The organism is Agrobacterium sp. MCAB5, from assembly GCF_052114365.1.
Lineage (GTDB): Bacteria > Pseudomonadota > Alphaproteobacteria > Rhizobiales > Rhizobiaceae > Agrobacterium > Agrobacterium tumefaciens.
Genome location: NZ_JBFREP010000001.1, coordinates 603,112 through 623,596, shown reverse-complemented (window position 1 = coordinate 623,596; position 20,485 = coordinate 603,112). Strand labels below are relative to the sequence as shown.

At 60.6% G+C, this 20,485-nt stretch carries 18 protein-coding genes; 6 read left to right on the top strand and 12 right to left on the bottom strand.

The genetic code is table 11. The features are described from left to right. Positions 1–47: 47 nt before the first annotated feature. Together AB4Z23_RS03000 and AB4Z23_RS02995 are read left to right on the top strand one after the other, a co-directional pair. Positions 48–677: a 2-dehydro-3-deoxy-6-phosphogalactonate aldolase gene (locus AB4Z23_RS03000; RefSeq protein ID WP_026330617.1), complete on the top strand. Its 630-nt coding sequence runs from the start codon at positions 48–50 to the stop codon at positions 675–677. Positions 678–681: 4 nt separating this feature from the next. After that, a complete protein-coding gene (locus tag AB4Z23_RS02995) occupies positions 682–1,569 on the top strand; it encodes an SMP-30/gluconolactonase/LRE family protein (RefSeq protein WP_421477894.1) in 888 nt (295 codons plus the stop codon). 92 nt (positions 1,570–1,661) lie between these two features. Here AB4Z23_RS02995 and AB4Z23_RS02990 read toward each other — a convergent pair whose 3' ends face one another. Next, positions 1,662–3,014 carry a putative bifunctional diguanylate cyclase/phosphodiesterase gene (locus tag AB4Z23_RS02990; RefSeq protein WP_003519050.1) on the bottom strand — a complete coding sequence of 451 codons (1,353 nt, stop codon included), beginning with the start codon at positions 3,012–3,014 and terminating at the stop codon, positions 1,662–1,664. Positions 3,015–3,156: 142 nt separating this feature from the next. Beyond that, positions 3,157–4,776, bottom strand: a complete 1,620-nt coding sequence (locus tag AB4Z23_RS02985; RefSeq protein ID WP_049790311.1) for a response regulator — start codon at positions 4,774–4,776, stop codon at positions 3,157–3,159. 407 nt (positions 4,777–5,183) lie between these two features. Here AB4Z23_RS02985 and mutL point away from each other — a divergent pair, with 407 nt between their 5' ends. Together mutL and AB4Z23_RS02975 are read left to right on the top strand one after the other, a co-directional pair. Further along, positions 5,184–7,004 carry a DNA mismatch repair endonuclease MutL gene (gene mutL, locus AB4Z23_RS02980; RefSeq protein ID WP_080799292.1) on the top strand — a complete coding sequence of 607 codons (1,821 nt, stop codon included), beginning with the start codon at positions 5,184–5,186 and terminating at the stop codon, positions 7,002–7,004. 149 nt (positions 7,005–7,153) lie between these two features. Beyond that, positions 7,154–7,375 carry a DUF2093 domain-containing protein gene (locus tag AB4Z23_RS02975; RefSeq protein ID WP_003519053.1) on the top strand — a complete coding sequence of 74 codons (222 nt, stop codon included), beginning with the start codon at positions 7,154–7,156 and terminating at the stop codon, positions 7,373–7,375. A gap of 229 nt (positions 7,376–7,604) precedes the next feature. Here AB4Z23_RS02975 and lpxK read toward each other — a convergent pair whose 3' ends face one another. From lpxK to AB4Z23_RS02945, 6 genes are all read right to left on the bottom strand, one after another. Then, positions 7,605–8,651, bottom strand: coding sequence for a tetraacyldisaccharide 4'-kinase (gene lpxK / locus AB4Z23_RS02970; protein WP_003519054.1), 1,047 nt, complete (start codon positions 8,649–8,651; stop codon positions 7,605–7,607). Between the two features lie 164 nt (positions 8,652–8,815). Beyond that, complete coding sequence (locus tag AB4Z23_RS02965) at positions 8,816–9,553, bottom strand: HAD family hydrolase (protein WP_065688038.1); 738 nt, start codon at positions 9,551–9,553, stop codon at positions 8,816–8,818. Beyond that, entirely contained in the window at positions 9,547–10,869 is a 1,323-nt protein-coding gene (waaA, locus tag AB4Z23_RS02960) for a lipid IV(A) 3-deoxy-D-manno-octulosonic acid transferase (RefSeq protein ID WP_013635565.1), read from the bottom strand. Before waaA ends, AB4Z23_RS02965 begins: the two co-directional genes overlap by 7 nt. A 215-nt stretch (positions 10,870–11,084) precedes the next feature. Further along, complete coding sequence (locus AB4Z23_RS02955; RefSeq protein WP_019564234.1) at positions 11,085–11,324, bottom strand: DUF4170 domain-containing protein; 240 nt, start codon at positions 11,322–11,324, stop codon at positions 11,085–11,087. A 58-nt stretch (positions 11,325–11,382) separates the two neighbouring features. Continuing rightward, the gene (locus tag AB4Z23_RS02950; protein WP_004432172.1) at positions 11,383–12,189 is read right to left on the bottom strand and encodes a 3'(2'),5'-bisphosphate nucleotidase CysQ; all 807 of its coding nucleotides are present in this window, start codon (positions 12,187–12,189) and stop codon (positions 11,383–11,385) included. A gap of 93 nt (positions 12,190–12,282) precedes the next feature. Next, on the bottom strand, positions 12,283–13,629 hold the full coding sequence (locus AB4Z23_RS02945) for a TldD/PmbA family protein (protein WP_065658307.1): 1,347 nt from the start codon (positions 13,627–13,629) through the stop codon (positions 12,283–12,285). Positions 13,630–13,745: 116 nt separating this feature from the next. Here AB4Z23_RS02945 and AB4Z23_RS02940 point away from each other — a divergent pair, with 116 nt between their 5' ends. Then, on the top strand, positions 13,746–15,575 hold the full coding sequence (locus AB4Z23_RS02940) for a monovalent cation:proton antiporter-2 (CPA2) family protein (protein ID WP_421477893.1): 1,830 nt from the start codon (positions 13,746–13,748) through the stop codon (positions 15,573–15,575). A 42-nt stretch (positions 15,576–15,617) separates the two neighbouring features. Here the strand turns inward: AB4Z23_RS02940 and AB4Z23_RS02935 are convergent, their stop codons facing one another. From AB4Z23_RS02935 to AB4Z23_RS02925, 3 genes are all read right to left on the bottom strand, one after another. Beyond that, complete coding sequence (locus AB4Z23_RS02935) at positions 15,618–16,544, bottom strand: patatin-like phospholipase family protein (protein ID WP_013635561.1); 927 nt, start codon at positions 16,542–16,544, stop codon at positions 15,618–15,620. 188 nt (positions 16,545–16,732) lie between these two features. Then, on the bottom strand, positions 16,733–17,290 hold the full coding sequence (rsmD, locus tag AB4Z23_RS02930; protein WP_004432183.1) for a 16S rRNA (guanine(966)-N(2))-methyltransferase RsmD: 558 nt from the start codon (positions 17,288–17,290) through the stop codon (positions 16,733–16,735). Next, the gene (locus AB4Z23_RS02925; protein ID WP_441359991.1) at positions 17,271–19,247 is read right to left on the bottom strand and encodes a pseudouridine synthase; all 1,977 of its coding nucleotides are present in this window, start codon (positions 19,245–19,247) and stop codon (positions 17,271–17,273) included. Before AB4Z23_RS02925 ends, rsmD begins: the two co-directional genes overlap by 20 nt. A gap of 71 nt (positions 19,248–19,318) precedes the next feature. Here AB4Z23_RS02925 and AB4Z23_RS02920 point away from each other — a divergent pair, with 71 nt between their 5' ends. Then, positions 19,319–19,777 (top strand): nucleoside deaminase, encoded by a 459-nt coding sequence (locus AB4Z23_RS02920; protein ID WP_013635558.1) that lies wholly within the window; start codon positions 19,319–19,321, stop codon positions 19,775–19,777. 52 nt (positions 19,778–19,829) lie between these two features. Here AB4Z23_RS02920 and AB4Z23_RS02915 read toward each other — a convergent pair whose 3' ends face one another. Further along, positions 19,830–20,483, bottom strand: a complete 654-nt coding sequence (locus tag AB4Z23_RS02915) for a hypothetical protein (RefSeq protein ID WP_421477891.1) — start codon at positions 20,481–20,483, stop codon at positions 19,830–19,832. Positions 20,484–20,485 lie beyond the last annotated feature (2 nt).

Genomic DNA, 20,485 nt, shown 5'->3' with positions numbered 1-20,485 from the left:
AACCGCTCACGCTTTTCGCCATCCCGCTCAAGGACGAAAGACCCACCATGCGTATCCCCTTCCCCGCCATGAAATATCCGCTGATCGCCATCCTGCGCGGCCTTAAACCCGAGGAAACCGAAGGCGTCGTCGGCGCGCTGATCGAGACCGGCTTCCGCGCCATCGAAATCCCGCTCAATTCGCCCGATCCGTTCCGCTCGATCGAGATCGCCGCGAAGATGGCGCCCGCCGATTGCCTGATCGGCGCCGGCACCGTGCTCAGCACGGAAGACGTGGATGCGCTGGACGCCGCCGGTGGCAAGCTGATGGTCAGCCCCAACGCCGATGCCGACGTCATCACCGCCGCGCGCGTCAAGGGCATGGTGACGATGCCGGGCGTTCTGACTCCGACCGAGGCTTTGGTTGCCGCAAAAGCCGGGGCAACCGGGCTGAAGTTCTTTCCCGCCAGCATCATCGGCCCGGCCGGCATCAATGCGATCCGGACGATCCTGCCCAAGGATCTGGTCATTGCCGCCGTTGGTGGCGTCTCGGACAAGAATTTCGCCGACTATACCAACGCCGGCATCCTCGCTTTCGGGCTTGGCACCAGTCTCTACAAGCCCGGCATGACGGCCGCGGAGGTGCGCGAGCGCGCCATCGTCACACTTTCGGCCTATGATGCAGCAATTGGAGGATAAAAGCATGGCGACCGTTTTTCCCTTTGCCGGACGTGTTCTTGACGAAACGCCGATGACGCTTGGCGAAGGCCCGACTTTCGACCCGGCGACCGGCACGGCCTGGTGGTTCAATATCATCGGGCGCGAACTGCATGAATTGCATCTCGCCTCCGGCCGCAAAACGGTGCACGCCCTGCCCTTCATGGGCAGCGCACTGGCGAAAATCAGCGACCACAAGCAATTGATCGCCTCCGATGACGGCCTTTTCCTTCGCGATACGGCAACCGGCGTGTTGACGCTGCATGCGGAGCTTGAAAAGGACATGCCCGACAACCGCTCCAATGACGGGCGTATGCATCCCTCGGGCGCGCTGTGGATCGGCACCATGGGCCGCAAGGCGCAAATCGGCGCGGGCAGCATCTACCACGTTGCCAGGGGAACCGTGACCAAGCTGTTTGCCGATGTCAGCATTCCAAATTCGATCTGCTTTTCGCCCGATGGCACGACCGGATATTACGTCGACACCAAGGTCAACGAGCTGATGAAGGTGCCGCTCGATGCCGAGACGGGACTTCCCACCGGCAAGGCAGAGGTGTTCATTGACACCGCCGGCATCGACGGTGGCGTAGACGGATCGGTCTGCGATGCGGAAGGACATATCTGGAACGCCCGCTGGGGCATGGGTGCGGTCGATCGTTACGATGCCGACGGCAACCACATCGAACGCTATCTGGTGCCAGCGGGACAGACCACCTGCCCGGCCTTCATCGGCCCCGATGCGTCGCGCCTTCTCATCACATCCGCCCGCGAAAATCTTGACGACGACGCCATTGCCGCCAATCCGCAGCACGGAAAGACATTCGAGCTCGGGATTGAGGTGAAGGGCAGGTTCGAGCCGCTCTACCGGTTGTGAAGCGCGGCGCGTGCCGCCTTCTAATTCCTGTTCGTCACAGGGATGAGGTTGGGGAGGTCCCTACAGCCTTATGTGCAAGGCCACTCCATTTCTCAGGGAATATCCGACAGGATCTCGCGATAGTTTTCGTGAAGGTAACGCTGCGTGGCGGCGGCATCGGCGGGGCGGCCGTAAAAATAGCCCTGCCCCATAGCGCAGCCGAGCGCGCGCAGTTTTTCCTCTTCCGCCTGCTCCTCGATACCCTCCGCGACGACCTCGAGATCAAGCCCTTCGCACATGGCGACGATGGCCTTGATGATATGTTCCGAAGGACGGTCGCTGCTGATGCGGGAGACAAAGGCGCGGTCGATCTTGACCTTGTCGAAGGTAAAGTCGCGCAGGCGGCCAAGGCTCGACTGGCCGGTGCCGAAATCGTCAAGAGAGATACGAACACCCGCACCCTGCAATTCGCTGATGATGCGCTGCGCGGTATCGGCGGAAGTCATGACAGCGGTTTCGGTTATTTCAAGCTCCAGCCGGTGCGGATCAAGGCCGACACGCGACAGGATGGACAGAATATTATCCGCTGTGCCGGGGTCCATCAATTGCGCGGACGACAGATTGAAGGACAGGAAAAGCTCTCGCGGCCAGAACAGCGCCGCTTCCGCCGCCTTCCTCAGCAGCGCTTCCGACAGCGCGTCGATGAAACCGCGTTCTTCGGCCAGCGGCACGAAAACGGCGGGCGACACGAAACCGAGATCGGGGTCGTTCCAGCGGGCGAGTGCCTCGAAACCGATGACCTTCGCTTCTTCCAGCCTGACGATGGGCTGGAAATGCACGTCGATCGCATCGGTGATGATGGCGTTACGCAACGCCTGTTCCAGCTGGGTGGCGCGCTTCATTTCCTGCGCAATCTCGCGCGAATAGACCGTTATCTGTCCACGACCACGGCGCTTGGAGCGGTAAAGCGCGGTCTCGGCGCTTTTCAGCAAATCCTCGAAATCATCGCCGGCGAAGGGATAGATGGCAAAACCGAAGGAGGAGGAAAGCCGGACGTTGCGGTCGCCGAGATCGTAAGGCGCAGAAAGCACGTCCTTGATCATGTTGCCTATGCGCTCTGCGCCGGTGCGTTCGAATACCAGCGGCAGCACGAAGGCGAACTCGTCGCCATCATGGCGCGTCACGGCGGCGCCATCGGGAATGCAAGCCTTCAGCCGATGCGCGACCTGGCACAAAATCTCGTCGCCCGCCTGCACGCCGAAAAGATCGTTGATGGGTTTGAAGCCGTCAATATTCGCAATGCCGACGGTGAAGGGCGCGGGATCGCTGGAACGCTCGCTGGCGAGCATGCGGATCTTGTCCCGCAAACGGTAACGATTGCCAAGCCCCGTCAGCGGATCGCTGTAAGCCATCGCCTGCAGCTCGTTCTGGCTGACGTGCAACGCCTGCGGCTCTGCCCGTTTCATTCCTGCATCTCGTGAATCCCGTGTCGACCGCGATCACAATGCAGGGCAAGTATTAAAAAAGCCATAGAACCGCGCACCGAAAATGCGGCGGCGTCTCCGCAATGCCAGCGGCTCGAACACAAAAAGCTGAAATGGAGGAGCTTCAGGCTTGCAGCCGCAGGGCATCCTTGCCGAAAAGGCGCAGGAAAACGGCATCGACCATATCGGGACTGACGGGTTTCAGCAGCATGTCTTCCATGCCCGCCGCCAGGCATTTGTCGAGATCGCCCTCGAAAGCGTGGGTGATGACGCCGACGATGGGAATGCGCTCGTCGCCGGCCAGTGCACGCATACGGCGGGCGACCTCAAAACCGTCGATATCGCCAAGCGTGGTGTCGAGCAGGACGACGGACGGTGCCTGCTCCTCAAAAAGACGCAACGCCTCCTCACCCGACGTGGCAAGCCGCCAGGACAGCCCCAATCCCTCAAGGATTTGTGAGAAGACGATCTGGTTGACCCTGTTGTCCTCAACGAGAAGTATCTCGCAGACGCCGCCGGTCTTGAGGATTTTGGGCAGGTCCTCGGTCATGATCTCCCAGTCCTCGTCGGAGGATTTTTGCTTCGGAGACGATTTGAGCCCGACGGCGAGATAATGCAGCAGCGAAGCATCGATCTCCTCTTCCTCGATGGTGACGACCGGCAGGTCATGCGCGGCCGCGATATCGAGGCATGTGACGCTCATCTGGGCGTCGACGACGACGACATCGATGCCGACGCCTGCGGAAGCGGCGATATCGATGAAACTACGCTGTTCTTCCTCGCTCCTCACCACGGCATGATCCATGCCGCTCGCGGCCAGCCGGTGGCAGGCGGCTTCGGCAAAGCGCCCGTTTCCGGAAACCACCAGCACCGCTTTGCTTTTCAGCAGACCGCCGGCGGAATCGCGATCTTCATCCTTGCCATAGGTGGAGGCGACGAAATCGACATGTTCGAGCGAGGGGATGACGGGCATGCCGTTCGCGTCGATGGTGGCGAGCGCGGTCACGTCCTCCATCGTCGTGACCAGAAAATGCCGGCCAGGCCGACCCACCCGCTGCTTGCGGGTAATCGTCAGCACCTCTTCACCATTCGCGCGCCTCACCCTTTCGGGAAGGATGCTCGGCGTGCCGCTGTCCAGCACCATGCGATCGGCAGCGTCGATCCGGCCTGCGACCTGGCGCGAATGCAGATCGAAAACCGTGCGGCCGAGAATGCTCTCTGCACTGGTCTCGACCATGGTGCAGGCGGCTTTATTTACGGCGACATAGGCGAGGTTCCGGTCCTTGACGAGGACCGGAAACGGCAGATTGTCGAGAATGTCTTCGATCAGCTGCACGCGTTCGAGGTCGATGCGCCACTGTTCTTCTCTTTTCTTCTGTTCGGAAATATCGGCAACGACGCTGATGCCCAGCCCGGAAGGCAGGCGGTTCATGACGAAGCGCAGGAAGCGCTCCCCCTTCAGCCGCTCGGTTTTTTCAGACCTTTCCTTCCAGTGCAGCGCCAGCCGCTCGCCGATCCATTCCTCGCGTCCCAGCTGCCGGGCATTGGCGGACAGGCTTTCCGCTTCCAGAAGATAACAATCGTAAAGCGCGCTCAGATAGTCGCGCAGCCGCGCGCCCGGCCCGATAACGGCCTCTTGCAGTGGAAAAAAACTCAAAAGCTTCCGGCTTGCGAAAACGATGTGATCGTTCCGGTCGTAAACGACGATCGCCGCGCCAAGCGCGTCGCAAAGGGCATCAAGCATCACTGTATGAACGCCCGCGCCGGAGGACGCCAAATCACTCAACTGCAAACTCCCACCTGTTTTCAGGGTCAGGCTTATGTTTCTATTGGAATCGTCCGAGGCAAATGCCGGGATGAAACGGTAAATTCCGCAAAAGAGACATCAGGGTTCGCTACTTGAAGCAGTCTTGAGGGGAAGATGACGTTCACCCATATACGACGTCACACCACCCGGCGAAGGGGGGCCTCGTTCCTGCAGTCATTTCAAGCCGCCTCACCATATGCAAGGCCGATTAAAGGCGGATTAACGCTTAACCTGACGTTGAACGGAAATGATCAAACGCCGGGCAGGCCGCAAAACATGTGCAAACTTTCACGACTTGAGTTTTTTGCTTTCGAAGCCGTGACGAATCCGCGAAAATGATGATCATGGCCATCAAGCAGCTTTCAGAAACCCTCATCAACCAGATCGCCGCCGGCGAGGTCATCGAAAGACCCTCCAGCGCCACGAAGGAGCTGGTGGAAAACGCCATCGACGCGGGCGCAACGCGCATCGAAATCGCCACGGCGGGCGGTGGCAAGGGACTGGTGCGCATCACCGATAACGGCTCCGGCATGTCGCCTGCCGATCTGGAGCTTGCGGTCCGACGCCATTGCACCTCGAAAATATCCACCACGCTTGACGATATCCGCACGCTTGGCTTTCGCGGTGAGGCCCTGCCCTCCATCGGCTCGGTTGCCAAGCTTTCCATCACCAGCCGGCAACACGGCGCAGAGCAGGGTTCGGTGATCTCCGTCACCGGCGGCAAAGTCTCCGAGGTCCGGCCCGCCGCTGCCAATGCCGGCACCATCGTTGAGGTGCGCGACCTGTTTTTCGCGACGCCCGCACGGCTGAAATTCCTGAAGACGGAGCGAGCGGAGGCAGCCGCCATTACCGAAGTCGTCAAGCGGATGGCAATTGCCTTTCCGCATATCCGCTTCGTGCTGTCAGGCACCGACCGCTCCACGCTTGAAATCCCCTCCACCGGCGACGATCACCTTGCCCGCATGGCGCAGATTCTCGGTGCCGAGTTCAAGGACAACGCCATCGAAATCGATGCCGGGCGCGAGGATGTAACGCTCTCCGGTTTTGCCGGCGTGCCGACCTTCAACCGCGGCAACTCGGCGCATCAATATGTCTTCGTCAACGGTCGCCCGGTGCAGGACAAATTGCTGTTGTCCGCCATTCGCGGTGCCTATGCCGAAACCGTACCGCACGGGCGATATCCGGTCGCAGTGCTGTCCCTGACGCTCGATCCCGCCTTTGTCGACGTGAACGTGCATCCGGCGAAATCAGATGTGCGCTTTCGCGATCCCGGCCTCGTTCGCGGACTGATCGTCGGTGCGATCCGCCAGGCGCTGACTCGTGACGGTGACAGGGCGGCGACGACTGGTGCCAGCCAGATGATGAACGCCTTTCGCCCCGGCTACAGCCCGTCCAATCTCCGACCGTCTGCCGCTGCGACATGGTCCGCCGCGGCCTCGCCTTCCCGACCGCTTGCCGTTTCCGGGAACATGCAATTTGCCGAGGCCGTGCAATCGCGCTTTTCCGACATCACCATGCCGACCGCGCGGGCAGAACCCAGCGAGGTTTACGAGGCCTCTGCAAGCCCGTCGCTGGAACCGTCACAATATCCGCTCGGCGCCGCGCGGGCGCAGTTGCACCAGAATTACATCGTCGCGCAGACGGAAGACGGCCTCGTCATCGTCGACCAGCATGCGGCGCATGAACGGCTCGTGTTTGAGGAAATGCGCAATGCGCTGCATTCCAGACGCCCGCCTTCACAGGTGCTGCTCATTCCTGAGATCATCGACCTTCCCGAAGAGGATTGCGACAGGCTGATGGACCATGCGGCTGGTTTCGATGCGCTGGGACTGGTCATCGAGCGTTTCGGGCCGGGGGCGGTCGCGGTTCGCGAAACGCCGGCGATGCTTGGCGAGGTTAACGTGCAGGGGCTGGTGCGGCAGCTTGCCGACGAGATCGCTGAATGGGACGCTGCCTCCACGCTTGCCAACAAGCTGGAATATGTCGCCGCTACCATGGCTTGCCACGGCTCGGTGCGTTCAGGGCGGCGCATGCGGCCGGAGGAGATGAACGCGCTTTTACGGCAGATGGAAAACACGCCGGGTTCAGGACAGTGCAATCACGGTCGTCCGACCTATATTGAGCTAAAACTTTCCGATATAGAACGTCTCTTCGGCCGAAGCTGAGCCTTAACCCGGGGGCAGCAGGCAGGGCTGGCCTTGGGCGTAGCTCAGCGATATAAATTCAAGGGACTGGAGCATCCGGATTGTTCAGGAGAACGCTACGCCGTTTTGGGCTGGATGCACTGACAGGACATAGCAGGAGACGAAAACGGATGAACAGATTTGAGGGAGGCGGAAACCGCATCGCCGTCATCGAATATCTCGACGGTGACTTCCGGATCGTGCAGACCGGCTCGCATGTCATATGCGCCATCACCGGCAAGACCATTCCGGTCGACGAGCTGCGCTACTGGAGCGTCGCCCGGCAGGAAGCCTATGTGGATGCCAGCGCCTCACTGGAGGCAGAGCGCAAGGCTGGTAATTTGCCCGCCTGATCAGGCGCGGAAGCACGCCCGAAATGGCCGCGTGTGCGAATTCTTCTTTTCGCGCTGAGGGCTGCTTACCTCTCCAACCTCATCCCTGTGCCTGTCACAGGGATCCAGCCAGCCAAAGTCCTTGGGCTGAAAGGTGTCTTTTGGCCGCGCAGACACACGTCGGCTGGATTCCTGTGACAAGCACAGGAATGAGGGGGTGAGTGCCCGGCGGCTTGCGTTACGAGATGCTCTAAATTGACGTCCGCGCATTTTCTCGCAGCAAACGGGCGCGGCAGTTCCGCACCGCCGTCTCGATGATCGTTGTGGCCGCATTGGGATCGTCGAACACCATGTCGACCTCGATCACCAGGCTGTTCCACAGCAATTCTTCCGCACGGCCATGGTGTCCGTTAAGACGCACGGCGTCCTTGGCCGTTGTCACCAGCTGCAAGTTTTCCTTATCCGCGTCCTGCAGAAGATCGGCGATCTCGTCATCGCTGAAATGGTGATGATCAGGAAAGGAGCGCTGCAGCACGATTTCGCCACCAAGCCCCTCGACGGTTCGGAAAAACTTGGCGGGATCGGCGATACCAGCATAGGCCAGCACGCGCCTTCCCCTGAAATCCTGCGGTTCCTGCGGCTTTATCGCCGCGACGAAAACCGGTTTGGCGGCCTTTGCCGCGGTTCTGACCAGCGGATCGGCCGCATGGCCGTTACCGACCTTCAAGAGTCCGGTCATATGCCGCATCTGTTCGGCAAGCGGCGCCCGGACCGGGCCGCCCGGCACAAGATGGCCGTTGCCGATGCCACGCACCGTATCGATAACGACCAACGCATAATCCAATGTCAGGCGTGCGCTCTGGAAGCCATCATCCATGATGATGAGATCCACGCCCTCCTTCACCAGCCGATGTGCACCTTCCACCCGCTTGCGGGAGATGACCGTCACCGCCTCGCGGGCAAGCAGCAGGGGTTCATCGCCGACATCAGCGGAGCGGTGCTGCGCGGGATCGACGAGGGTGGTGACATCAAGTGTGCCGCCGTAACCACGGCTCAGGAAGCCGGGTTTCAGGCCCTTTGCGGTGGCGGCTCGGGCGATTGCCATTGCGGTCGGCGTCTTTCCGGCACCACCAACGGTGAAGTTGCCGATGCAGATGACCGGAACCGGAACGCTCGCCCGTTTTGCCGTGCGCATCCGCCGGCCGGCAACATTGCCGTAGAGAAGGGAAAACGGTGATAACAGCCAGGCTTGCCAGCCTGCTTTCTGCCACCAGAAAGGCGGCGCTTCAGAAACCATATATGCCTGCTCCCGGCCGCATCACCCACGGCATTGCGCTTAAATTCGATAAGTCACATGGGTATTTGCCAGAAAAAACCCTGAATTGCAAAACCCGGCTATACATGCGCAGCTCGTCTCTTCCCATCTTGTGCGACAAGTGGCGCGCACTGCGGGGACATGACCTAAACAACGCGTTCCGGAAGCAGGGTTTCCAGCGCGGTAATATCATCGAAACAATAATGGGCGTCGGCGCCAAGGCTTTCGCGCGAGCCGGTTCCGGTGAGAACGGCAATGCGCAATCCTGCGCCGGCATTTCTCGCCATGTGCAGATCATGATTATTGTCGCCGACCACTGCCACGCGCGCAGGCGCAAGACCAATCGCGTCGCAGAAACCGAGAACCATGCCGGGTTGCGGCTTGGTGCCGTAGCCGCTGTCATAACCGGCAACGAAATCGACATCGCTTTCGAAACCGAAACGGATCGCCGTCTGGCGGATGGATTTTTCGTTGTCGCTGGAGGCGATGCCAAGCTTGTAGCCGCGTGCCTTTAGCCTTGCGAAAAATGCCTTGAGATCGGTGACCGGCACGGATTTATCCGCTGCCTCGGTGAATAGCCGGTCGAGCCGCGCAGTCAACTCCACGACATCGCAAGGCGAACCGGCGGCGACGAGACCGGCAGCTATCTCCGCCGTATTGCCGGCAGCCAAAAGACTGTCGGGCACCACATGCCCGGTAACCGGATCCATGCCGCAGGCGGCGAGAAGCTGGTCCGCAAGAACGGGATCGCCCTTGGCCGCAATCGCCGCAAGTTCGCGGTTCACCGGCCCCCAGCTTGCGTCATAACCCAACAGCGTACCGTCCTTGTCGAAAAGGACTGCGGCAATCGATTTGGTCGCATCAATCTCCATATCCGCTACCATGAACCGATGGCACTCCGCGGTTGCAGCTTGGCGGTGACTGTGAGCGGGTTGATGTAGGGCTCCAGCGCCTTGACGGTGGCGGAAAGCGCGCCGCGCATGTCCTGAATGACCCGGTTGCCGGCATCGATCATCTTGTAGCGTTCATTGTCGTTGACCAGAAGGTAATGCACCGCCTTGGCCAGCATCTCGACATCGCGGACGATGCGCCCGCCGCCGGCGCGGATCAGCTTCTGATAGGCCTCGCGGAAATTCTGTACATGCGCGCCTGACAGTACGGCGCAGCCCAGCATTGCCGGCTCCAGCGGGTTCTGCCCACCCTCGGCCGTCAGCGAACGGCCGACGAAGGCAAGTTCGGTGAGCCTGAGGTAAAGCCCCATTTCGCCAATGGAATCCCCGAGGAAGATATCGGTTTCCGGTGTGATCACGTCGTTGCGGCTTCTGCGCGCCACGGTCAACCCCATGCCCTTCAGCATGGCTTCCACGTCGTCGCCGCGCTCGGGGTGGCGCGGCACGATGATGGTCAATTGACCGTTGCGCGACTTGATCGCCGCATGCACGGTGGCTGCTGCCTTCTCTTCACCGTCGAAGGTGGAGATCGCCGCCCATGTCTTGCGGGGGCCGATCTGCCTGCGATAGTGCTCGAGCAGAGCTTCGTCGCAAGGCGGCGGATCCGTATCGCCCTTGAGGTTGCCGGATATCACCACCGGCCAGGAGCCGAGATCACGGAAGCGTTCGGCATCGACATCGGATTGCGCAACCACCAGCGCCAGCTTGGAGAACAGCGATTCCGCAATGTCGTGCCGGTTGTTCCAGCGGTCGAAGGAACGGTCTGAGAGCCGCGCATTGACCCGGATCTGCGGAATGTGCCGGCGCTCCAGCTCCATCATCGTCACCGGCCAGATTTCTGATTCAGCGGTGATGGCGGCATCCGGTGCCCAGTAGGCGAGGAAACGGTTGACCGCGATCTTGATGTCGAGCGGCACATATTGGTGGATCACATCATCGCCAAGCCGGGTACGGGTCAGCTCGGCCGAGGTGACGGTGCCTGTGGTCAGAAGCACGAAGATATCGCGCTTGCGTATTTCGCGGATCAGCGGAATGAGGGCGAGCGTTTCGCCGACACTTGCGGCATGGAACCAGACGAGCGGGCCACGGGGGCGCTCCGCGCTGGCGTATCCGAAACGTTCTAGACGGCGGCGCTTGTCTTCCTTGCCCTTTGCGGCCCGATAGGAAAGATAAGGCCGTGCAAACGGATAAGCGGCGATACCGGCAATCCTGTAACCGGAAAGAGCGAAACGTGCGATACGGCTGCTCATGACATTCTGCCCTTGATCATTCCGCGCAATGCCCTGCCCCTGTTCTTTGTTGCTATCGCCGCCTACTTCTTCTCAAATTGCGTCATTTTTTATCATCGGAAACAAAAGCGCGATCACGTTTTCTCGCAACCGAATTTCCTGCCTTCCATTCCGGGCAGGAATCACGGGAAAACTCGCCTTCACCCAATAGTATTACAACGCAAGGGCAAAAGGACTCAATTTTTATCGTCGGGATTGAGAAGACGGTGCATATGCACGATAAAATAACGCATATGGGCGTTATCAACAGTCATCTGCGCCTTGGATCTCCACGCGGTCAGCGCGGAAGCGTAGTCAGGATAGATGCCGACGATATCGAGCGCATTCAAATCCCGGAACTGAACATCCTGAAGATTTTCCAGTTCGCCGCCGAACACAAGGTGCAGCAGCTGTTTCTGTTTGCCAGATTCCGTCATGTCTTGTCTCTTTCTTAAGCTCTGAGAGCCCCTCATCTGCGGGATTTCCGGGCAAACGTCAACCATCGGACAGATGTGAAAACGCTTTCAAAAGCGCGGGAAGCGCATATTCTGCTGCAGCGCACAATGCGGGGTGGTTTACCTCGCGGCGATTATACATCAGGGGTTTTCCATCAAGTCCGACCAGACTGCCGCCTGCCCTTTCGAGGATCAGGTCTGCGGCGGCCAGATCCCACTCGTGCGAGTTCGCCTTGACCAGCGTTCCATCGATGCGGCCATCCGCCACCATCGCCAGCCGGTAGGCGAGCGAGGGCACATGCGGAATGCGCTTGACGGTGCTGCGCACCTCTTCCGGCAGATGCGTAATCACGTCTTCCGGTGCGGCCAGATGGAAGACGCCGGTGTTCTCGCGGGCGGCTGAAATCGGCTTGCCGTTCTTCAGCGCTTCGCCGCCTTCAAGTGCGGTGAATTCCTCTGCGAGTGCAGGCGCGACAAGGGCGGCAACGACCGGTCGCCCCTCATGCACCACCGCGACGCTGACGCACCAGGTATCCCGTCCACCGATGAAGGCGCGCGTTCCGTCGATGGGATCGATGACAAAGACGGTGGAGCGGGCCAGCCTTGTCGTATCGTCATCCGTCTCTTCCGACAGCCAGCCATATTCCGGCCGGGCGGTACGCAGGATGGTTTCAAGAATTTCGTTTGCCGCGTAATCGGCCGCGCTGACCGGTGAAAGCCCGCCATTCTTCCACCAGACCTCGGGGTCCTTGCGGAAGAAACCGAGGGCCGTCTCGCCCGCCTTGCGTGCGGCTTCGAGGACCAGCCTCAGATCGGAAGCCCAGCGGGCCTCAGCCATATCGTTCATTTTGCCGTCTTTTCCGCGCGCCTCATACGGCGCGCCTGTTTTTCCCTTCGCACTTGCACACAAAGTGCTGGCGAAAACAACCCGCGGGTCGCCTCACTTGCCCGCGATCGTCATGCCTTCGATAGCAAGCGTCGGTGCTGCTACACCATATTTGCGGTCGATATCGTTAGCCGGCGTGACACGCATGAACATGTCCTTCAGGTTCGAAGCGATGGTGACCTCGGAAACCGCGAAGGATTTTTCACCATTCTCGATCCAGAAACCGCTCGCACCGCAGCTATATTCACCGGTGAGCATATTGGCGCCATGGCCAATCAGTTCGGTGACGTAAAAGCCGGTTCCGACGTCCCTCAGCAGATCTTCCGGCGAAATATCGCCTGGCTCCAGCGCAAGATTGGTTGAGGACGGCGATACCGAAGTGCCACCGCGCACGCCGCGACCGTTGGTTTCAAGGCCGAGTTCACGCGCTGCCGAGGTGGAGAGGAACCAATGCTTCAGCACCCCGTCCTCGATCATCGTCATCTTCTCTCCCCGGACACCCTCGCCATCGAAAGGACGCGACGATGGACCACGAACGATCTGCGGATCGTCCGTCAGATAAAGGCCCTTTTTCAGAACCTGCTGCCCCATCCTGTCGCGCAGGAAGCTGGTCTTGCGGGCAACTGAAGCGCCATTGATCGCGCCGGCAATGGCGCCGACGAAACCGCGCGCGATGCGGGGATCAAAAACCACGGTAATATTGCTGCCGGTATCGACCTGACGCGGGCCGACCCGCCGCACGACTTTTTCGCCGGCGCGGCGGCCGATCTCTTCGGCTGCATCCAGATCGGCGTAATAGAGGCGGCTGTCGAAATCGTAGTCGCGCTCCATCTTCGTGCCCTCGCCGGCGATGACACTGACGGAACGGCTGAAACGGCTGCCCATGTAGCTGCCGGAAAAACCGTGCGAGGTGGCAAGGACGAGGCCGCCCATGCCGCTCGATGCGCCAGCACCTGAGGAATTGCTGACGCCCTTGACGGCAAGCGCCGCCTCTTCCGAGGCGAGCGCTGCCTCACGCAATTGATCTGTAGAGACCTCGGTCGCATCGAAAAGCTCGAGATCGTCGTAGGAGGTTGCGAGCCGCTCCCTGTCTGCCAGGCAGGCGAAGGGGTCTTCCGGCGAAACCTTCGCCATGGCCACCGCCCGTTCCGCCAGGGTCTTCAGGTCGAAGCCGGGATTGGCCGAAACGCTCGCCACCCGCCGCCCGACGAAAACGCGAAGCGAAAAATCATCGCTTTCGGAGGATTCGGTACTTTCCACCTTGCCAAGCCGGACGCCGACCGATTGCGAGCGAGAGCGGACGACGACGGCATCCGCCTCATCCGCGCCTGCAGCACGGGCAAGATCGACAAGCTCGCTGGCGCGATCGAGAAGTTTGGAAGAATCTATTTCTGAGGACATGAGTTGGCCTTTCATTCCTGTTCCATTTATTGTGCCATCAACCCCGCATCAAGGGCGAAACGCCGCTTTCTCCATCGACAAGGCTTTGTCGCCACCATATTCGAAAGTCAGCCAGCATGACCGAGCACGACGCTCTCTTTTCCGAACCCTTGCTGCTTCTGGCCGGCGCTGTCATCGCGGCGTCGATTTTCCGCAAACTCGGCCTCGGCACCGTGCTCGGTTATCTGGTGGCGGGCATCGTCATCGGGCCGTTCCTGCATCTGGTGACAGACGCGAAAGATATCTTCAACGTCTCGGAACTGGGCGTGGTTTTCCTGCTCTTCATCATCGGCCTCGAACTCAAGCCATCGCGCATATGGCAGATGCGGCGCGATATTTTAGGGCTGGGGCTGGCGCAGGTGCTGGTGACGGGCAGCGTGCTGGCATTGATTGCTTGGTGGGCCGGACTGATCGACGCGCGCGGCAGCCTCGTTGCGGGTTTCGGCCTTGCACTCTCCTCCACCGCCTTTGCGTTACAGATTCTTGAAGACGATGGCGACATGAATACGCGGCATGGCAACCGCTCCTTCTCGATCCTGCTGTTTCAGGATCTCGCTATCGTACCGCTTCTCGCCCTTGTCACCATTCTTTCCAACCGGCCGGACGTGCCGACGGATTCGATGGCCTACGATCTCGTCGCCTCCGTTGTCGCGGTGGCTGGCATGGTGTTGGCCGGGCGTTATCTGCTGACGCCGATGTTCCAGATCATCGCCCGCACGGGTGCGCGGGAGGTGATGATCGCCGCCGCCCTCTTCGTCGTCATCGGTGCGGCCGCCATCATGGAGGCGGTTGGGCTTTCGATGGGCATGGGTGCGCTCCTGGCCGGGCTGATGCTGTCGGAATCTTCTTATCGGCACGAGCTGGAAGCCGATATCGAGCCGTTTCGCGGGCTGTTTCTGGCGCTGTTCTTCATGGCTGTCGGCATGTCGCTGCACATCAACATCGTCTACGAGCACATTCTTCTCATCCTGATCGCCGTGCCGGCGATGATGGCTGTGAAGGCGGCCGTAATCTATGGGCTGTGCCGCATCGCCGGTTCGTCCCGTTATGCATCGAGCCGTATCGCGCTGCTGCTGGCGCAGGGCGGCGAATTCGGTTTCGTGCTGTTTTCCACTGCTGCCGCCTCCCGCCTGTTTCCGCAGGCGACGGCTTCCATCCTTGTCGCCATCGTGACGCTTTCCATGGCGCTGACGCCGCTGCTGGCAGTGGTTTCTCGCCGGCTGACGGCGGAGGATGCCGATGAGGACAAGCTGGACGAGGATTTTGACGGGGCTGGCGCCGATGTGCTGATGATCGGCTTTTCGCGCTTCGGCCAGATCGCCTCGCAAATCCTGCTTGCCGGTGGGCGCGACGTGACTGTCATCGACAGTTCGGCCGATCGTGTACGTCAGGCTTCCCGCTTCGGTTTCCGCATCTTTTTTGGCGATGGTACACGCAAGGACGTGTTGATCGCGGCTGGCATAGAGCGCGCCGATCTCGTGGCGGTCTGCACCCATAAAAAGGAAGTCACCGACCGCATCATCGACATGATCCAGTCGGAATTTCCAAGCGTGCGCATCTATGCCCGCTCCTATGACCGCATTCATTCCCTCGATCTCAGGAAAAAGGGCGTGGAATACGAAATCCGCGAGACGCTGGAATCGGGCCTGCTGTTTGGCCGCCGCATTCTGGAAGGGTTGGACATGGACGGCGAAAGGGCGCTTGCCATTTCCGACGACATACGCGAGCGCGACGAGGAGAGATTGCAGCTACAGGCCGTGGAAGGGCTCGCCGCCGGCAGGCAGATGCTGCACAACAAGCCGGTGCGCGAAGTGAAACCCGAGCCACTGATGAAGCCGAAGAACAAGGTGGAAAAGCGCGAGGAAGAAGAGGACGAAGACGAGGGTGAAATAGCAGTCACCCACTAAGCGGCACGCGCTCGCCTATAGCGAATACTCAAGGAGTACCGCTCAAGCCTCCACGCCCTGCCCGCGATGGAACAGTTCCACCTGCATTTCGATCTGCCGTTTCAGATCATCCTTGATCCCGGCGGAAGCGTTCAGCACTTCTTCCGATTTGAGGAAATCCAGCACGCCGAAACGGTGCACCGGTGGGCGCAGGAAAATATGCGGCGGGCGCAATCTGAGTTTCAGGGCAATGGCCGCCTGCATCATCAACTGACTGGCGCCGAACAGACTGTCCAGCCGGTTCGGCATGGTGGTGCCGTCACCTTCAGGGCCGCCAACCACATCGATGCCGACGATGATATCGGCCTGATCCATCAGATGCTCATAGGGCACAGGATTGAAGATGCCGCCATCGATCATGATGCGGCCGTTGACGCGCACCGGCATGAATAGAGCCGGAATAGCCGCAGAAGCCGCCAGCGCCTGAATGATCTCGCCGGTTTCCACCACCACTTCGGTCTGCGCATAATAATCCGTGGTCACCACTTTCAGGGGAATGGCAAGTTCGGAAAAATCCTTCGGCAGGGCCTGCGGCATCAAGGCGTGCAGAATGAGTTCGAGATTGAACTGGCCAAGACGAAAGCCATCGACCGCATGGCGCATGGATGCGGGGCCGAGGCTCCAGAGACGGTTGGCGACCGAACCCTTCCGCCCCATGAGTTCAAGCGTATATTCGCGGATTTCCTTGCCGCTCATGCCGGCCGCCATGCCTGCTGCGATGATGGAGCCGATGGAGGAGCCGGAAAGCGCGACCGGGCGAATGCCTAGTTCGTCGAATGCCTCGATAACGTTGATGTGGCAGATGCCGCGTGCGCCACCGCCGCCGAGCGCCAGGCCGAATGTCGGCTCATGACCGCTCTCGCGGCTGGCATCGATTGCCTCTTGCCCGGCGTGAACCATTGTGACGCTGTCGTTTACACCCTGCTCCATGCCAAATACCCAAGACCCTTTCCACGGCAAAGCCTCTGCCTATTCGGCAAACAAGACAAGACCGTGACGTGACGGGAAAGTGCTGCCGTCAGAGCGTTTTCGCTTTTCTTCAAATCGCGAAAACACGCTAACTCTTTGTTTTGCGGCATTTCCGCACGGAAACCGGGGCCGTTTTTGCTGGAAATGCTCTAGGGCTCGTAGCGGTAGAAGTGCATTTTCGAGTCACCGAAGATGCGGCTTTCGAGCGGTTTGAACACCGGCTCGACATTGACCACAACATCGCCGCGCTCTTCCAGAATGGCGAGCGCACCGGGTGCCAGCCAGCCGCCAGCATGGGCAGCGGCAAATGCCTTCTCCCCGTGGCCCTGGCCATAGGGCGGATCGGCGAACAGGAGATCGAAGGGCTCGATATTGTTGACGCCGCCAAGCTTGGTCGCGTCACGCCGCAGGATGCGGGCACGCCCATGCAACCCCAGCGCATCGATATTTTCCCACAACAGCCCCCTGCCCTCAACGCCGTTTTCGACGAAGAGCGCCACACGACAGCCACGCGAAAGCGCCTCCAGCCCGACCGCGCCCGTTCCGGCAAAAACGTCCAGAACGCGCGTACCGTCAAGACTTTCCGGATAGGCGTGGCTTAGAATATTGAAGAGGCTTTCCCGTGTCCTGTCGATTGTCGGACGAATGGAATTTGTTTTCGGCGCGGCCAGATTTCGGCCGCGGAACTCACCGCCTACGATCCGCATTACGTGTCATTCCCCTGCCACCAGAAGGTTTGCCACCCGGGCCTTTGCCGCCCGGTTTACCGCCGCCGGGGCCGCTACCGCCACCGGGGCCTTTGCCCTTGCCTGAAAAACCCGAACGTTCGCCACGTTCACCCGGTTTTCCAAAAGAAGGCTTGCCCGATGCGGGCCTGCCGCCGGGTTTTCCACCCGGTTTTGCGCCTCTTGGCTTGTCACCGAAAGGCCGGTCGCCGCGTGGGCGATCACCGTCTTCGCGGGGCTTGTCGCGGAACGGACGCTCACCGAAAGGTTTCTCACCACGTGCCGTGCGATCTCCGAAACTCTTCTCGCCGCGTGGGCGGTCGCTGCGCGGGCGATCACCCTCCTCACGTGGCTTGTCACGGAACGGACGGTCGCCAAACGGTTTTCCACCGCGTGCGGTGCGATCTCCGAAGCTCTTCTCGCCGCGAGGACCGTCGCCACGCGGGCGATCTCCCGCTTCACGTGGTTTGTCACGGAACGGGCGGTCACCGAAGGATTTCCCGCCGCGATCTCCAAAGCTCTTTCCACCGCGCGGGCCGTCGCCACGTCCACGACCGCCTTCCTCTTCGCGCGGGGAATCCGAACGGATCCACTCGCCCTCGGAATCGGCATGCCTGACGACGTTGCGGCGCGCTTCCGCCTGGGCGGATGCCTTCTTGAACAGGCTTTCCGCTTCCGCGCGGACAGAAGACTTCCGCTCCTTGCCATCACGGGTGGGCTTTGCGCCGGGCGCCATCCAGACATTGGCCGTGCGGCTGGTGCCCGCGGGCGGGCGGGCGGGGCGGCGTTCTTCGCCATCCTCTTCGCCACGGGTTTTCGCGCCGAATTTCCCGGCAGGTTTGCCACCGAACTTGCCGGCTGGCTTGTCACCGCGCTTGGTGTCGAGACGGCCGAGCGCCTTTTCGCGGCGATCTTCCGGTTTGCCGGCAGCCCTGTCGAAACGCGCCTTGCCTTCCGGCGCGTCGCTCTTTGCCCATTCGGACCGGGGCGCGCGCTTGGGCGTGTTTTCTTCTTCGTCGTCGGCGACAGGCGCATCGTAGATCGGCGCGTCGAAATTGGCGCCGGATTGTTCGATGAGGCGCGGACCAAGCTGGTCACGCAGCATGCGGCCACGCACTTCAAGTACCTTGCCTTCAGGCAGATCGCCAAGCTGGAACGGGCCGTAGGAGATACGGATCAGGCGGTTGACCTCAAGGCCGAGCGCGCCGAGCACGTTCTTGATCTCGCGGTTCTTGCCTTCGCGCAGACCCATGGTGATCCAGACGTTGTGACCCTGGGTGCGGTCGAGCGTCGCGTCGATAGCGCCATAAAGCACGCCGTCGACGGCAATGCCTTCCTTCAGCTTGTCGAGCGCTGCCTGATCGACCTCGCCATGGGCGCGCACGCGGTAGCGGCGCAGCCAGCCGGTCGTCGGCAGTTCCAGCACGCGCGAGAGACCGCCATCATTGGTCAACAGCAGCAGGCCTTCGGTATTGATGTCGAGGCGGCCGATGGAGAGCACACGCGGCAATTCACCCGGCAGATTGTCGAAAACGGTCGGGCGGCCTTCCGGGTCGGAATTGGTCGTCACCAGGCCAGCGGGCTTGTGGTAAAGCCACAGGCGCGTGCGCTCAGCCCCGCGGATGGGCATGCCATCCACTTCGATCTTGTCGGAAAGAGTCGCGTTCATCACCGGAGTGTCCAGCTTGACGCCGTTCAGCGACACGCGGCCTTCCATGATCATGCGCTCGATATCGCGACGCGAGGCAACGCCGGCGCGCGCCATGATCTTGGAAATGCGCTCTGGCTTGGTGCCCATAACGGCTTCCTGCACCGGAGCCGCCTTGGCTTCTACCGGTTTCTTTTCACGCTCTGCGGCGGGCTTGCCGGGGCCTTTCGGCTTCTTGTCGCGGCTAAAAGTCTTGCCACCGTCACGCTTCGGCTTGTCTTTAAAAGTCATTTGCTGTTTGCCTGTTGTTTGGGCTGTCCTATCAGGTCCAAGCACAAGGGTTAAGAGGAAATTGAAACGCAATGGCCGAAAGGACGCATTTCATGGAACTGGCGCTGGCGGAAGCCCGTGCCGCCGGTGAGCGGCAGGAGGTTCCGATCGGCGCAGTCCTGGTTATGGACGGTCGCGTCATCGCCCGTTCCGGCAATCGCACCCGTGAATTGAACGATGTGACGGCGCATGCCGAAATCGCCGTGATCCGCATGGCCTGCGAGGCGCTGGAACAGGAACGCCTGCCCGGTGCCGATCTCTATGTAACGCTGGAACCCTGCACCATGTGCGCGGCGGCGATCTCGTTTGCCCGCATCCGTCGTCTCTATTACGGTGCGGAAGACCCGAAGGGCGGCGCGGTGCATAGTGGCGTGCGCTTCTTCAGCCAGCCGACATGCCACCACGCGCCTGATGTGTATTCGGGGCTGGCGGAAAGCGAAAGTGCTGAAATTCTGCGGAAATTCTTTCGCGAGAAACGTCTCGACGAATAAGCAGCCGGCGGGAGATGCAATCTTTCCCGCAGGCCATAAGCCCTTCATTTTATCAGAAGGGGTTCCACCAGGGTTTGCCGGTGTTTGCCATCGCCGCTTCTTTCTTACGGCGCTTTTCCTTCTTCTGCTCCGGCTCACCGAGGTCAGTCAGCTGATCCTGCGGAACGCTACGATATTCCTGCGGCGGATCGGTCAGGAACTTGCGCTGGGCGTTGACGACAGAGCCACCCTGGGCATCTGCCTTGGCCTTGCGGAAGGCTTCCCATTTCTGGCTTTCGGTCATCTGGCCGGCCGTGCCGTTGCCGGCAAGCAGCGGTGAGCGGTAATGCGGATTGTTCTTATTGGCATCCGCCTCTTCACGCAGGCGTTCACGGGTCTCTTCCGGCGATTCGACCCATTGCGGGTTGTTTTCGCGGCTTGCCATGTTCTGCTGCGGCGTCGTCAATTGCTCGGCGCGGGACTGGGCGGGGACAACGAGACCGGGACGCGGGCTGTACTTCAGGTTACGTTTTTCCTGATCGTTGCCGGTGATCGAAGTCGCGTTGCCGAGGTCGTCTACAAGCTGTTCTGCCGCAGTCTTGCCCGTACCATAGGTCGGGCTCGTGCAGGCGCCGAGCAGCACGCCTATCGCCGTGATACCTGCAACCGTGCGGAACATGCTCAAACCCTGCGCGTTATCCTGCCCAAAAGCCTTCATCGTCTTCATAA

Excerpts from the sequence above, each read along its gene's own strand:
- lpxK (WP_003519054.1), bottom strand. The coding sequence starts at position 8,651 with ATGGTTTCTGAAGCGCCGCCTTTCTGGTGGCAGAAAGCAGGCTGGCAA.
- AB4Z23_RS02915 (WP_421477891.1), bottom strand. The coding sequence starts at position 20,483 with ATGAAGACGATGAAGGCTTTTGGGCAGGATAACGCGCAGGGTTTGAGC.
- AB4Z23_RS02950 (WP_004432172.1), bottom strand. The coding sequence starts at position 12,189 with ATGAACGATATGGCTGAGGCCCGCTGGGCTTCCGATCTGAGGCTGGTC.
- AB4Z23_RS02940 (WP_421477893.1), top strand. The coding sequence starts at position 13,746 with ATGACCGAGCACGACGCTCTCTTTTCCGAACCCTTGCTGCTTCTGGCC.
- AB4Z23_RS02975 (WP_003519053.1), top strand. The coding sequence starts at position 7,154 with ATGAACAGATTTGAGGGAGGCGGAAACCGCATCGCCGTCATCGAATAT.
- AB4Z23_RS02995 (WP_421477894.1), top strand. The coding sequence starts at position 682 with ATGGCGACCGTTTTTCCCTTTGCCGGACGTGTTCTTGACGAAACGCCG.
- AB4Z23_RS03000 (WP_026330617.1), top strand. The coding sequence starts at position 48 with ATGCGTATCCCCTTCCCCGCCATGAAATATCCGCTGATCGCCATCCTG.
- AB4Z23_RS02945 (WP_065658307.1), bottom strand. The coding sequence starts at position 13,629 with ATGTCCTCAGAAATAGATTCTTCCAAACTTCTCGATCGCGCCAGCGAG.
- AB4Z23_RS02935 (WP_013635561.1), bottom strand. The coding sequence starts at position 16,544 with ATGGAGCAGGGTGTAAACGACAGCGTCACAATGGTTCACGCCGGGCAA.
- AB4Z23_RS02990 (WP_003519050.1), bottom strand. The coding sequence starts at position 3,014 with ATGAAACGGGCAGAGCCGCAGGCGTTGCACGTCAGCCAGAACGAGCTG.
- waaA (WP_013635565.1), bottom strand. The coding sequence starts at position 10,869 with ATGAGCAGCCGTATCGCACGTTTCGCTCTTTCCGGTTACAGGATTGCC.
- rsmD (WP_004432183.1), bottom strand. The coding sequence starts at position 17,290 with ATGCGGATCGTAGGCGGTGAGTTCCGCGGCCGAAATCTGGCCGCGCCG.
- AB4Z23_RS02955 (WP_019564234.1), bottom strand. The coding sequence starts at position 11,324 with ATGACGGAATCTGGCAAACAGAAACAGCTGCTGCACCTTGTGTTCGGC.
- mutL (WP_080799292.1), top strand. The coding sequence starts at position 5,184 with ATGGCCATCAAGCAGCTTTCAGAAACCCTCATCAACCAGATCGCCGCC.
- AB4Z23_RS02965 (WP_065688038.1), bottom strand. The coding sequence starts at position 9,553 with ATGGTAGCGGATATGGAGATTGATGCGACCAAATCGATTGCCGCAGTC.
- AB4Z23_RS02920 (WP_013635558.1), top strand. The coding sequence starts at position 19,319 with ATGGCCGAAAGGACGCATTTCATGGAACTGGCGCTGGCGGAAGCCCGT.
- AB4Z23_RS02985 (WP_049790311.1), bottom strand. The coding sequence starts at position 4,776 with ATGCTTGATGCCCTTTGCGACGCGCTTGGCGCGGCGATCGTCGTTTAC.
- AB4Z23_RS02925 (WP_441359991.1), bottom strand. The coding sequence starts at position 19,247 with ATGACTTTTAAAGACAAGCCGAAGCGTGACGGTGGCAAGACTTTTAGC.